This window comes from Geobacter sp. OR-1 (genome assembly GCF_000813145.1).
GTDB lineage: Bacteria > Desulfobacterota > Desulfuromonadia > Geobacterales > DSM-12255 > Geoanaerobacter.
The window spans coordinates 45,969-58,844 of sequence record NZ_BAZF01000006.1 but is presented as its reverse complement, the minus strand read 5'-3'; the positions used below and the strand labels follow the sequence as shown (position 1 = coordinate 58,844).

Here is a 12,876-nt window from a genome sequence, read left to right as displayed (position 1 = left end):
GTTGGAATTATCGGGGAATCATTTCCAGTCGGAGGGTTAGCTATCAGGAGTCTGAAAGGCTAACTATTCAGTCTGAATCTGCCGACCAGCCTGTGCAGCTCGTCGGCAAGTGAAGAGAGCTCTACGGCGGCGGCGGCTGAGATGTTGGCCCCTTTGGCAGTGGTATGGATGACCTGGGTCATCTGCTGGATGTTGCTGCTGATCTCATTGGTAGTGGCGGTCTGTTCCTCGGCGGCAGTGGCAATCTGGTTTATCTGTCCGGACAGGTCGTTGACCTGCTGAATGATACCCTGAAGGGCCGACCCGGACCGCTCGGCTCCTTCAAGCCCCGACTCCACCTCTTTCACGCCGCTTTCCATGGAGGCAACGGCTTCACGGGTGTCGCTCTGCACCGCCTTGATCATGGCCCCGATCTCTTTGGTCGCCTTGGTTGTCCGCTCTGCAAGCGCCCTGACTTCGTCCGCCACTACGGCGAAACCGCGTCCCTGTTCCCCGGCACGGGCTGCTTCGATGGCGGCATTTAACGCCAGCAGATTCGTTTGTTCGGCTATATCCTCGATTGTGCCGATGATCGCGCCGATTTCGTCCGAGCGTCTTCCCAGCGCCTCGATCGTGCCGGCCGACTCCCTTACCCGTTCGGCGATCCGGACCATCCCTTCAACTGTTTCCCTGACTACGGCAGAACCGTCTTGTGCCGCACTGCTTGTCGATCTGGCGCCTTCGGCAACGTGAATGCAGTTCCGGGCGATATCCATGGAGGTAGAGGCCATCTCTTCGGCTGCAGTTGCTACTGTCGCCGCCTGACGGGCGGCCTCTTCCGCTCCGGAAGCGATCTCCCTCGACGTTGAGGTCAGTTTGCCCGCTGATTCATTGACCCCGGAGCTGTTATTGGACACAATCGCCAGCAGGCTGTTCAACTGCTCGCTCATGGAATTCATGGCGCAGGCAAGTTGTCCCGTTTCATCACCTGAGGTAGTAACGATCTGCTGCGTCAGATTGCCATCCGCTATGGTTTCTGCCAGATCGACTACTTCTCTGATCGGTCTGGTGATCATTCGGGCAAAGAATACCCCGAGGCTGATGGCTAGCAACACGCCTATGCTTGAAAACAGGACTGTCTGGATCAGGGCTGATTTGGCAATCTTGTTGTTGAGCTCGTCCCGCCCTTTGGCCTCGGTGATCTTGACCTCGATGAGCGCCCGGACCGCTTCCTCGATCTGTTTTTCAATGCTCAGACCCTTGCTGCGCATGATCTCCAGCGCTGCGTCCTTCTTGTCCGCCAGCTGCAGAGTCACCACTTCCTGCCAGATCGGGCCGTATTCTGTGACAAGCGCTTTAACCTGGTCCAGTTCCTTTCTGCCGGTCTCACCGGTAATGCTTTTTTCGAATTCAGCCAGATTTTTCGCAACATCTTCATACCTGCTTTTGACCCCTTCGGCATTGGCCTCCATCCGGTCCCGATCGGTATCAAGCATCATCCCCCGCATGCTGACCCGTGCTTTCTGAGAATTTATGGCCAAATGGACCAGCGTTCCCATTGGAACCGTGCTTTTCAGGTACATTTCTGTGCCGACCTGCTCGACTTTTCGAATCTTGTAGATCCCGGTTGCGCCGATTATCCCTGCAATTGCCGCAACAATGGAAAATCCGATGATCATCTTGGAGGATATCTTGAGAGTAGACGTGATCTTGGTCATGGGGAACGCCTCGGTGAGTATTGGTTATGAATTACATCCACTAATTATTTTCGGCAATGACGAATGGAACTTGATAAATAATTCCCGCATTAGATGTAGTTACAATCATAGAGGATAATATTAAAAAACCAAACAATAACGAAGTGATAACACAGTATGGCGCACATTGTAAGGTAAAATTTTTATGTTAAAGTTTTCTTGCAATTCGACGAAATATAATTTAGTTATTCGTATGTCTGAATTTTTAGATAAATGTCATGAGGAGGCAATAAAGTGAACGTCAAGCTGTCGCGCAGGACATTCCTTAAGATCTCCGGAACTGCCACTGCCGGGATAACCGCTGCGGCAACCTTGCCCGAATCATTCCTTTCCTGGGCCGAATCAGCTCCTGAGGAGATGAAACAGGTACCGACATTTTGTGAACTCTGCTTCTGGAACTGTGGGCTCATTGCCAAGGTACAGAACGGCAAGGTGGTAAAAGTCGACGGCAATCCTTTGAGCGAGCGGGGAAGGGGCAGGCTGTGCGGCCGGGGCAATGCGGCGCTGGGTTCGTTGTACGATCCGGATCGCCTGAAAACTCCCTTGATAAACATTGGCAAACGCGGCGAACCGAAATGGAAAAAGGCTACCTGGGACGAAGCGTTGGGTGTCATTGCCGGAAAGCTTGCCGTAATCAAGGAGAAGCATGGTCCTGATGCGGTCGCCCTTTTTTCCCACGGCAGCGGTGGCGCGTTCTGGAAACACCTGCTCAAGGCTTATGGCAGCAATTACTATACTGCCCCATCGTTTGCACAATGCCGCGGACCGAGAGATGTCGGGTTTACCATGACGTTTGGTACCGAGGTCGGCTCCCCGGAATTTTACGATTTCGGCCAGAGCAGATTCATTGTGCTGCTCGGGTCTCATCTGGGTGAAAACGCCCACAACAGCCAGGTGCAGGACCTGGTTCACGGCCTGGAACGCGGCGCCAAGCTGTGCGTGGCGGACCCCCGCTGTTCCAATATTGCATCCAAGGCGGACTACTGGCTGCCGATCCGGCCGGCCACCGACCTGGCACTGCTGCTCGCCTGGATCAGGATCATTGTAAACGAAGATCTGTATGATGCCGACTATCTGAACAGATATGCCTCCGGTTTTGCCGAGCTGAAAGACGCTGTTCAGGAGTACACACCGGAGTGGGCGGAAAAAGAGACCGACATCCCGGCCGGCAAGATTGTTGAGGTTGCCCGGGAGCTGGCTGCCGCCAGGCCGAACGTGATCGTTTCCGGCGGACGATTCGCGGCCTGGTACGGCGACGATGCCCAGCGGGCCAGAGCAATTGCCCTGCTCAACGCGCTTCTCGGTTCATGGGGGCGGCCGGGTGGGATTTATCTCCCTGCCGGAGGCGGAGTGCCTGAATATCCCGGGCTTCCCGACTACCCGGAACACACGGCCGGAATCCCCAAGCTTGACGAGGCATATCCGTTTGCCCTCTCCCAGACAACGACATCCATCCGCAATGCGGCAATAACCGGTCAGCCTCACCCCATGAAAGGGTGGCTGGTATATGGCTGCAACCTGATGAAGACCATGCCGAACCGTGAGGAAACCATCAAGGCGATCAACAATCTCGATCTGCTGGTTGCCATCGATATCGTCCCTGCCGACATCATCCAGTGGGCAGATGTTGTGCTCCCGGAATGCACCTACCTTGAGCGTCATGACGCACTGAGCCTCGGTAAGTTCAAGAAATTCGAGATCTCCATCCGTCAGCCTGCAGTTCAGCCGATGTGGGAAAGCAAACCGTCCTGGTGGATCACCAGGGAGCTGGGGAAAAAGATGGGGCTGGAGGCCTTCTTCCCCTGGAAGGATGGCGAAGAGTATCTGGCGAAAAGGTGTGAAGCCGGGGGGATCAACTTCGCCGAGCTGAAGCAGAAAGGGGTGCTGACCATGGAGGAAAAGTCCGCCCCATACATTACTGACCAGAACCAGCCGACATTCGACACCCCTTCCGGCAAGATCGAACTGTACTCAAAGCAGCTTGCCGAAAAGGGGTTTGACCCGGTGCCGAAATACAAAAAACATCCGCAACCTCCGGAGGGGCATTTCTCGCTGCTTTTCGGCCGTTCCCCACTGCATACCTTTTCCCGGACGACCAACAATTTCCTGCTGACCGACCTGGTACCGGAAAACTCTCTCTGGATCAGCCGGAAAAAGGCCAGGCAACTCGGTCTGAAGGATGGCGAATATGTCCGGCTGCAGAATACGGCCGGGGTCAAATCTTCAGGCAAGGTCAAGATCCGTTGCACCGAGCGGTTGCGAGAAGACTGCCTGTACATGGTACACGGTTTCGGCGTTCACTCCGGTGGCATGAAGCGGGCCGACAACAAGGGGGTTGGCGATGAGGAACTGCTTGCCGGGTATCGGATCGACCCGATCATGGGTGGTACGGGGATGCGCTCGAATTTTGTGAAAATAGTGAAGGAGGGATAGAGAGATGGAACTCATCGGAGTCATTCTTCCTGATAAACAGAGGCTAGTCTCGGTTATTGCCGACATTCTCAAGGGGAAAGGCGGCATTCACCTCTACCTGTTCCTGATCGGGCTTGTTGCCGGCTTTTACGGGATTGCGGCCATTTTCATAAAAGGGCATGCCCACACCATCAACACCAGCAACCTCGTGCCGTGGGGGATGCAGATCTCCACTTATGTCTATTTCGCCCTCCTCAGCACCGGCTGCACGTTTGTCAACTTCTTCGGCCATGTCTTCTTCGAGGAAAAGTATCGGCCGTTTGCATCACGGATAATCTTTGTCGGCATTATCACCGCTGTTGCCGCCTTCTTCTCCCTGGCCACAGAGATGGGGCGGGTCGACCGGATGTACATGTTCCTGGTTTCCCCGAACCCAACATCGCCGATGTTCTGGATGGCCCTCTGGTACAGTTGCTATGTATGCATCATCACGGTCGAGTACATAAACATCCAGAGAGGCAGGCATTCGGTACGGGTCATGTGGGGGGCGTTCTTCATCGCCATCATAACGCACAGCACGCTCGGAAGCCTCCTGGGCACGGTCAGTTCGCGGGTCTACTACTACAGCGCGTTGATGCCGATCTACTTCCTGTTTATCGCCTTTCTCACCGGTTGCGCACTGACCACCATCATTGCGGCCCATACGGTCAAAATAAAACGGCTTGATGAGGCGTTTCATCTCACGCCGTTCGTGATCCTGCTGAAGGTCGGCTTGGGGCTTGCCCTGCTGATAACCTTCTGGCGGACCATGACCGGGCTTGCCGGTCGCCTGGAAGGGTCTGAGGTCTTTTCGCTGACTCTGATCAACAGTTTCGTATTCGGCATAGTCGTGGTAATCATCGTGCCGTACCTGCTGCTGAAGATGGGGAAGAGTGCCGACTGGCTGATGTTTGTCGGGGGCTTCATCATGGTGACCCAGCTCAAGGCCCGTAACGACCTGGTGGTGGGGGCGTTCAAGATCCCGGTGTTCAGGGTTTACGAGATGCCGGAGATAGTTCATTACACCCCGTCTGTTTACGAGTTCCTGGTTGTTGCGGCCTCGACATCCCTGGTAGCCCTGCTGTACATCATCTTCAACCGCTCCGGGGTGTTCGACGTCAATACCGGGAAGGAGGTTAACTGATAATGGAAGACAGAGACATCCTGGAAATTATGCATAGCGATCTCCAGCGGGCGTTGAAGAAGCCGCGCAATCAGCGCCGCTGGGGGATGGCCATTGACCTGAAGAAATGTGTCGGCTGCCACGCCTGCACCACCGGCTGCATGTCCGAAAACCTCACCCCTCCCGATATCCATTACCGGCCGGTGAAAGAGGAGGAGATCGGAGAGTTTCCCAATGTCTCCATGCGATTTCTCCCGCGCCCCTGCATGCAGTGCGATGCCCCGACCTGTACCCCGGTCTGCCCGGTAACGGCGACTTATAAGCGCGATGACGGTATTGTCGTGATCGATTATAAGAAGTGCATCGGCTGCCGCTACTGCCTGGTTGCCTGTTCTTACGGAGCTCGGTCGGTAGATGTCGGCCACTATTATACCGGTGACATGAAGGGCGAGACCTACGAGGTGGAAAACTCCGGCGAGTATGGCAAGAGCTTCAAACGGAAGACCCACTGGCACTCACCAATCGGCAATGCCCGTAAATGCCATTTCTGCAGCCACAGGATCGAAAAGGGGGAACTGACCCGGTGTACAACGACCTGCCTGGGGCATGCGACCTATTTCGGCGACCTGAACGATCCGCAAAGCTTGATCGTCAAACTGATTGCCAAGGTCAACGTCTTCAGATACAAGGAGGAGATGGGGACCAAGCCGTTAGTATATTATATCGTGTAGATGATTGTTACAGGGATGGAAGATACTTGAAAATATAACTGGAAATCCGGTACTATCCGGTGAAACATTAAAAAACGGGAGGAAATCAGATGAAACGCATACTTGCTCTTCTTGCCGCCACACTCTTTACCCTCAGTCTCACCGGGCTCGCCTTTGCAGAAGAACCGAAAAAGGACGATGCTGCTGCAAAAGAGGGGAAAGCAGAGAAGAAAGAGGTCAAAAAAGTAAAGAAAGACGCAAAAAAGGATGCAAAAAAAGGATGCCGAGAAGAAGGAAGAAGCCAAGCCTGCCAAGAAGAAAAAGGAAGCAGCCGGCTGTTGAAAATGGCTCTTACGGATCAATGCCGCCCCCGGAAATCTCGGGGGCTTTTCTTTGGCGCGTTATTAGAAAAATCCCGCCTTATTTAGAAATACCAGCGCCACCAGGATTGGTGATACATATCTGATCAGGAAGCGCCAGGCAGGATAGAGATTGATTTTGTCACTCCCCTTCAGCAGTTCCCCCTTGATAATCCCTTTTGACATGACCCAGCCGGCAAAGATCGCTATCAACAGCCCACCGAGCGGCAGGATGTAGTTGGTGCAGGCAAAATCGATGGAGTCGAGGAAATTGCGTTCACCGATGATATGCAGATCCTTCAGGATATTGTTGGACAAGGCTGATGGCACTCCGAGCAGAAATATGATCCCACCCATGACAAGGGTTGCCTTGCGGCGGTCCCAATGCTTTTCATCGCAGTAGTAGGCTACTACCACCTCCAGCAGCGAGATGCTGGAGGTAAGGGCGGCAAAGACCAGCAGCAGAAAGAAGAGGATGGCGATCATCGATCCGCCCGGCATCCGGCTGAAGAGGATCGGCAAGGTCTTGAACACCAGGCCGGGGCCGGCGGCGGGCTCCATTGCGTAAGTGAACACGATCGGGAAGATCGCCAGCCCGGACAGGAGCGCCACCAGGGTATCCATAAGGGAGACGGTGATGGCCACCTTGGGGATGCTGGTCTCTTCATCGGAGTAGCTGCCATAGGTAAGCATCGCTCCCATACCCAGGCTCAGGCTGAAGAAGGCATGCCCCAGAGCTTCCAGCATGGCTGGAGGGTCCAGCTTGGACCAGTCCGGCGAGAACAGAAACCGGAGCGCCTGTGCCCCGCCTGGTGAGTTCAGACCAAAACCGGCCAGGATCAGCAGGATCAGGAACAGTACCGGCATCATGATCTTGTTGGCTCGCTCCAGGCCGCTTTTGACCCCGCCAATGACGATCAGGATCGTCATCCCCATGAAAACAGCCTGCCAGAACAGCTGGCTCAGGTCGCTGCTGAGCAGGTTGGCGAACATTTCCGGCACCTGGACGGCGTGTTTAACGGTAAACGTACCTTTCAGCGACAGCCAGAGATAGTCAACAGCCCAGCCGGCCACGACACAGTAGTAGGAAAGTATCAGGAATCCGGCAATGACTCCCAGCCAGCCGGTCAGCAGCCAGCCACCTCCGTGCAGGCTTTTGAAGGCGCCGACCGGATCTTTGCGGGTATGCCTGCCGATGATCATTTCCGCGATCATAAGAGGGATACCGACCGTAAGGATGCAGAAAATGAAGAACAGGACAAAGGCGCCGCCGCCGTGCATGCCGGTGATGTAAGGGAATTTCCAGATATTGCCGAGCCCGATGGCAGAGCCTGCCGATGCCATGATAAAGCCGAAACGGCTTGACCAGAGGCCACGTTTGTTTTTTGGTGCATGCTGATGGGTCATGATGGGGAATAGATAGCAGAGTTTGGCGCAAATATCCAGATCAGCAGCGAAAAAAATACCCCCGGAGCAGTTCCGGGGGTATTGAAACAGCTATTCCAAGGAGGTTATCGGGATATTTCCACTTTCCCTTCATCGATCTCAACCTTGGCGTTAAGGAAGAATACGCTGGGATACCCTTTCCCTTTGAGGGTGTGGTAAGCCATTTCCGCGAGGGTGCCGGAGTTGCAATATGCCACGATCCTCTTTTCCTTCGGCAGTTGTGCCAGGCGTTGGTCGATTTCGGTTGTCGGGATGTTGACGGCACCGGCGATCGCCCCTTCCTTGACCTCGTCAGGTGGCCGGACATCTATCAGGATCGTGTCGGCAGGGATAGCTGCGATCAGGGTCTTGAAGTTGTCGATGGAGATCTCGCCCGCCTTGGGCTTGGGGATATAGGCGATCTTGGTTGCCAAAGCGCCGTTCTCCACCGGCAGGCCAGCCTTTTGCCAAGCGGCAATTCCGCCGTCAACTACCAGTACCGGCGCGTACCCAGCCTTGACAATCCCCTGGGCAACAGCCTGGGAATTCCCTTTGCCGTCCGCGTCGTAGACGAATATCGGGGCTTTAACTGCCTTTTTCGGGAGCGTCTTGAGCGATTTCTCGTCAACAACCGGGAAGGTTACGGCATTTTTTATGAAACCCTTTTCCGCTTCTTTTGGGCTGCGGGTATCAAGCAGGACGAACGGCATCTCCTTGTCCAGCCATGCCTCCTTGATGAACTTGACCGTCATTACGCCTGGTTTGCGCTGGAGCCATCCGGGCATCCCTTCACGGAATACCTTGGCGTTCCTGTAGCCGAGCTGTTCCGCTTTTTCCAAAGACTTCGGGCTCATTGTGCAGGTGATCCCGGCGCAATAGAAGACAATCAGACGGTTCTTGTCCGCAGGGAGCTTGTCGATATTCTTGTCGAATGCCGGGTAGGGGAGGTTGATGGCGCCGGGGATGAAGCCGTCCTGGTAACGGGGGAAGGGGCGCGAGTCGATAAGGGTGAAATTCCCTTTTTCCGGCCCAAGTGCAACCAGCCTTTCCACATCGTCGATCTTGATCAGCTTGGCCTCATCGACCTTGATCGGCGGTTTTGCCACAATTGCCTTGGCAAACAGTGCCCCGTTCTTCAGTTCGACCACCACTTTTACCTCATGGTTTTTCTTGATCCCCCTGAGTTGTTTTTCAACGTCGGCATCCTTGACGTCCGGGTTGGAAACCTTGATCGTTCCCTTGTCAAACTTGATTATCTCTGACTTTTCATCGACTTTTACCTGTAAGGACAATGACTTCATAGAGACGTTTTCGAAGTATCCCCTGTAGGTGCCTGCCTCAACCCTGTGGCAGGTGCTGCAGACCTTGGTGTTTTTCCCGTCGATCGATCCTGCCGGCGCTCCGTCTGCCGCCAGAAGCGGCGTTGCGGCAAGTACCCCCGCTGCAGTAAGAGCAATAATGAGTTTTCGCCAGTTGGTGTTACTTGACAGCATGTTTGTCCTCCCAGAGTATTTTGTTTGCTATCTGCCCGATCAGCGCAATACTATATGTTAATGCATTTTTTTGAATGTATATCAGATTCCCGTAATAAAACAAGAACAATTAATATTAAATCTCAAATTATTCGCTTGACAACAGTACGATGCAAAGAGACCATTGGCGCGTGTTCCGATCATCTGCAGCTCTATTTTCATCCCTATTCAGTAAACGCATGGTTGCCTTACTGCTATGTGCCGCGATCCAGGCCTGTTCATCCGGCCGTTCGCCTTCGAGTTCGTGCACGATCTGTCATCATGCATTGGAATCGGCATCTGCCAGCCATACCGACTGCATCTCCTGCCACTTCAATTTCAGGGGCAGCGGCAGCCATCAGCCGCTCAACCCCGGCGACAGCGCAAACTGGGAACAGGGGTGCGGCCCTTGCCACCTCTATCAGCTCAACAGGGTCAAGAGCGGGTTGATGTATACCAACCGGGGGATGATCCGAAACATCCAGCTCACCTGGGAAGGGGATGACGGCAAGGAGTATGCCTCTCATGGGGTGGAGGGATTCGACGCCGACGGGAACCGGATCAGGCTGCGGCCGGCAGCAGAGCTTGACAACCTTTCCGGCGAGCTGTACCGCAAGTTCTGCTCCCGGTGCCATCTCGGGGTCGAGATCGCCGATGCCTACCGTTCCAACCATGCTGGTGGTTGTGCAGCCTGTCATTTTCCGTTCAACGAGAATGCTGCCTATGCCGGCAGGGATGCGACCGTGTCGGGCAAGGGGCCGCTATCGGCTACCCATGGTATCGAGCCGCTTCCTTCGTCAACGGTGTGTGCGCAGTGCCACAATCGGAGCGGCAGGATCGCCCTGTCATATCTCGGCCTATATGACGGCAACAATGGCCATGTGCCTATCCGCAAGGGGCAGTCTGGTCCGGAACAGCTTTCCGGGAACAGAAACGCGGTGCATATTGAGCCGGATATCCACGCCGCTGCCGGAATGGAGTGCATCGACTGCCACACATCCCGCGATGTTATGGGAGACGGTTACAGTTACCGGAACATGTATCATCAGGTGGAGATCTCCTGCGAGGATTGCCACGGCGGGAAGAGTCCGCCTACATATCGGGTTGTGACCTTTGACGGCGACGAAGCAGTCAGGGAGTCCCGGGCCTATAAGGTGCAGGTCAGACCGGGGATGAAGACGGTTCTCACCGCCAAAGGGCGCCCGTATTCCAATGTGATTGTTGTTGACGGCAAGGTCCGGGTTATCGGAAAAAAGAGCGGCCGGTTTTATACCGGCAAGGTCATTACCGGAACGCCTGAACACGCTATCAAGGGCCATGAACGGCTGGAATGCTATGCCTGCCACTCGCGAACGGTCGTACAATGTTATGGCTGTCATACGAGCTACGACCGGCGTGAAAATGCCATGGACTTCATCAAGGGAATAGAGACGCCGGGCGCTTTCAGCGAGACCGAAGATTACCGGACCCTGTACCCTTTCCCCCTGGCGATCAACCAGCGCGGCAAGGTATCGCCGGTAACCCCTGGTTGCCAGACCTTTGTCTCGGAGGTGGATGAGTCGGGTAAGACGGTTCGGGATGACGAAATCGCCCGCTTCCGGGGGAAACGCCGGCTCCGCTTTGCGCCGTTCTATTCGCACAACACCGGGTCCAAAGCGGTTGGCTGCCGAGAATGCCACTCTAACCCGAGGTTCCTCGGATTCGGGCAGGGCGTGATTGAAGGAGCGGCCATCGAAGGGACCATGCTGTGCGACAAATGCCCGGACAAGCCGCTCGACGGTTTCCTGAAAATGGCCGACGGCCGGGTCGCGGCATTTGCGGCAATCACCAGGGAGAATTCCAGACCGTTGAATGGCGTTGAAATCAGGAGGATATTCCGGGTAAACCTCTGTCTTACCTGCCATGACAAGGGACGGGACAAAGACCGGATCTATGAACGGAGGCTCGATTACGGTGCGCTGGCTAACCCTCTGCATCGCCGCATTCTTGACGGTCATTAGCATCTCTTCTGCTGTTGCGGCGGAGAACTGCCGTGTCTGTCACCGGGTTGTCGTCACCGGTGGCCACGCCGGCCTCGCCTGTCTTGACTGCCACGTGAGCGAATCTGCAACTATTGCCGACCCCTCTGTACCGATGGGTGGAGGCACGCCGTGCCTCAGGTGCCATAAGGAATTCGGCGGTATCTTTTCCGGCCCGATGACGACCCGGTCCAATGAAATTGCCTTTGTAGCTAGAAGTTACGGTCGGGGGGATGGACGCTTCTTTGAAAAGAACTGTACTGGTTGCCACCTAAAGAGCTGTCTGGACTGCCATGAAGGGGGAGGGCACGATCTGCGCAAGCCAGCCACGGAGCGCTGCCTTTCGTGCCACCGTGGATATTACGTCGGCTGGGACTATGCGGGACGGGCGCCGCGGGAAGAGAGCCTTCGCTATCAACGGGGGAGGAGCGCCTCAGGAGAGCATTACCTGACAATGCGGCCCGACATCCATTTTGAAAAGGGGCTGGCCTGCGGAGACTGCCATTCGATGAAGAGTCTTGCCGCAGGCAGGAAATCATCAAGAAACTGCACTGATTGCCACAAAATCGGTTCCGGTCCGGTCGAGCACCGGATCAAGGCGCACCTGGAAAAGATGGAATGTTTCACCTGCCATTCTGCCTGGGCGCCGCAGGAGTACGGTACATTTTTCCTCCGTTTCACGGAGAGCCCGTCCCGGGAGGATTTCTGGCTCAAGGGGAGCGAGGTGCCGGGTGAATATCTTAGGAGCGCATATCTCAAAAGGCAGGACGAGCCGCCGCTCGGTATGAACAGCCGCGGCAAAGTCAGTCCGATAAGGCCCCAGTTCATAGCTTATTACACCCATATCCGGCGCGAGCAGGTTGCGGGGAGAGAGAACCGTTTGCTCGCAGCGGAATGGCTGGCGTTCTTTCCGCATACCATACGGCGCGGTACACTTTTATGCGACGGCTGTCACGACGCACCGTCAAGATTTCTCGTGGAAGCTCGAAAGGAGAGGATCTTCAGACCGGCAGATGACGGCATGGGGCTGGAGTCTTTTTGGGATCGGAGAGGCCAGCGGGTTGCCAACGGCTCTTTTCTATCAGAGGATCGGGTAAAGAAATTACAGACGCGCGGACCGGAATTCCAGAAGGGATATCTCGAAAAATGGCAACTCTTTTCGAATCGCGTCGAAGGTTCGTTCTGACACTGATGGGGGGTATTGCCTTGCTGGCCGGGATTGGCCGGTTTCTCAAACCAAAGCCCAGGCAAAGGAAGGTTCTTGTCAATGCCCCAATTGCCTCGGTCCCGGCTGAAGGAGCCCTGGTCTTCAGGTCCGAGCGTGTTGCCATCGCCAGAGCCCGAGATGGATTCTATGCCTTGCGGCTTGTCTGCACTCATCTGGGCTGTGCCGTTTCGGTAACTCCCGACGGTATCTTCTGCCCATGCCACGGCAGCAGGTTCGATGTCCAGGGAAACGTTATGCGAGGCCCGGCCACCAGGCCTCTGGCGCGACTTCAGGCTGTGGTCAACGGCGACCGGATTGTTGTCAGCGATTGAGAGG

At 55.3% G+C, this 12,876-nt stretch carries 10 protein-coding genes; 7 read left to right on the top strand and 3 right to left on the bottom strand.

The genetic code is table 11. The features are described from left to right. Positions 1-59: 59 nt before the first annotated feature. Positions 60-1,697: a methyl-accepting chemotaxis protein gene (locus tag OR1_RS07825; protein ID WP_041971127.1), complete on the bottom strand. Its 1,638-nt coding sequence runs from the start codon at positions 1,695-1,697 to the stop codon at positions 60-62. Between the two features lie 273 nt (positions 1,698-1,970). Here OR1_RS07825 and OR1_RS07820 point away from each other — a divergent pair, with 273 nt between their 5' ends. The 4 genes from OR1_RS07820 (at position 1,971) to OR1_RS07805 (ending at position 6,448) form a co-directional block, all read left to right on the top strand. After that, complete coding sequence (locus tag OR1_RS07820) at positions 1,971-4,169, top strand: molybdopterin-dependent oxidoreductase (protein ID WP_041971125.1); 2,199 nt, start codon at positions 1,971-1,973, stop codon at positions 4,167-4,169. 4 nt (positions 4,170-4,173) lie between these two features. Beyond that, positions 4,174-5,331 carry an NrfD/PsrC family molybdoenzyme membrane anchor subunit gene (gene nrfD / locus OR1_RS07815; protein ID WP_041971123.1) on the top strand — a complete coding sequence of 386 codons (1,158 nt, stop codon included), beginning with the start codon at positions 4,174-4,176 and terminating at the stop codon, positions 5,329-5,331. A gap of 2 nt (positions 5,332-5,333) precedes the next feature. Beyond that, positions 5,334-6,041 carry a 4Fe-4S dicluster domain-containing protein gene (locus OR1_RS07810; RefSeq protein ID WP_041971122.1) on the top strand — a complete coding sequence of 236 codons (708 nt, stop codon included), beginning with the start codon at positions 5,334-5,336 and terminating at the stop codon, positions 6,039-6,041. An 89-nt stretch (positions 6,042-6,130) separates the two neighbouring features. Beyond that, positions 6,131-6,448 carry a hypothetical protein gene (locus tag OR1_RS07805; protein WP_041971121.1) on the top strand — a complete coding sequence of 106 codons (318 nt, stop codon included), beginning with the start codon at positions 6,131-6,133 and terminating at the stop codon, positions 6,446-6,448. On the opposite strand, the gene OR1_RS07800 is transcribed toward OR1_RS07805, so the two are convergent. Beyond that, entirely contained in the window at positions 6,425-7,786 is a 1,362-nt protein-coding gene (locus OR1_RS07800) for a sodium-dependent transporter (RefSeq protein WP_041971120.1), read from the bottom strand. The genes OR1_RS07805 and OR1_RS07800 overlap by 24 nt on opposite strands. A gap of 104 nt (positions 7,787-7,890) precedes the next feature. Further along, positions 7,891-9,297 carry a rhodanese-like domain-containing protein gene (locus OR1_RS07795; protein WP_041971119.1) on the bottom strand — a complete coding sequence of 469 codons (1,407 nt, stop codon included), beginning with the start codon at positions 9,295-9,297 and terminating at the stop codon, positions 7,891-7,893. Positions 9,298-9,515: 218 nt separating this feature from the next. Between OR1_RS07795 and extM the strand changes: the two genes are divergently transcribed. The 3 genes from extM to OR1_RS07780 are packed head-to-tail and all read left to right on the top strand — an operon-like array spanning position 9,516 to position 12,872. Beyond that, positions 9,516-11,315, top strand: coding sequence for a selenite/tellurite reduction operon c-type cytochrome ExtM (gene extM / locus OR1_RS07790; protein ID WP_041971117.1), 1,800 nt, complete (start codon positions 9,516-9,518; stop codon positions 11,313-11,315). Continuing rightward, positions 11,269-12,519 (top strand): selenite/tellurite reduction operon b-type cytochrome iron-sulfur cluster-binding subunit ExtO, encoded by a 1,251-nt coding sequence (extO, locus tag OR1_RS07785; RefSeq protein ID WP_041971115.1) that lies wholly within the window; start codon positions 11,269-11,271, stop codon positions 12,517-12,519. The genes extM and extO overlap by 47 nt, the downstream gene beginning before the upstream one ends. Next, positions 12,480-12,872, top strand: a complete 393-nt coding sequence (locus tag OR1_RS07780) for a ubiquinol-cytochrome c reductase iron-sulfur subunit (RefSeq protein WP_041971114.1) — start codon at positions 12,480-12,482, stop codon at positions 12,870-12,872. The genes extO and OR1_RS07780 overlap by 40 nt, the downstream gene beginning before the upstream one ends. Positions 12,873-12,876 lie beyond the last annotated feature (4 nt).

Coding starts and splice junctions, on each gene's coding strand:
- OR1_RS07825 (WP_041971127.1), bottom strand. CDS start 1,697: ATGACCAAGATCACGTCTACTCTCAAGATATCCTCCAAGATGATCATC.
- OR1_RS07810 (WP_041971122.1), top strand. CDS start 5,334: ATGGAAGACAGAGACATCCTGGAAATTATGCATAGCGATCTCCAGCGG.
- OR1_RS07805 (WP_041971121.1), top strand. CDS start 6,131: ATGAAACGCATACTTGCTCTTCTTGCCGCCACACTCTTTACCCTCAGT.
- nrfD (WP_041971123.1), top strand. CDS start 4,174: ATGGAACTCATCGGAGTCATTCTTCCTGATAAACAGAGGCTAGTCTCG.
- OR1_RS07800 (WP_041971120.1), bottom strand. CDS start 7,786: ATGACCCATCAGCATGCACCAAAAAACAAACGTGGCCTCTGGTCAAGC.
- OR1_RS07780 (WP_041971114.1), top strand. CDS start 12,480: ATGGCAACTCTTTTCGAATCGCGTCGAAGGTTCGTTCTGACACTGATG.
- OR1_RS07795 (WP_041971119.1), bottom strand. CDS start 9,297: ATGCTGTCAAGTAACACCAACTGGCGAAAACTCATTATTGCTCTTACT.
- extM (WP_041971117.1), top strand. CDS start 9,516: ATGGTTGCCTTACTGCTATGTGCCGCGATCCAGGCCTGTTCATCCGGC.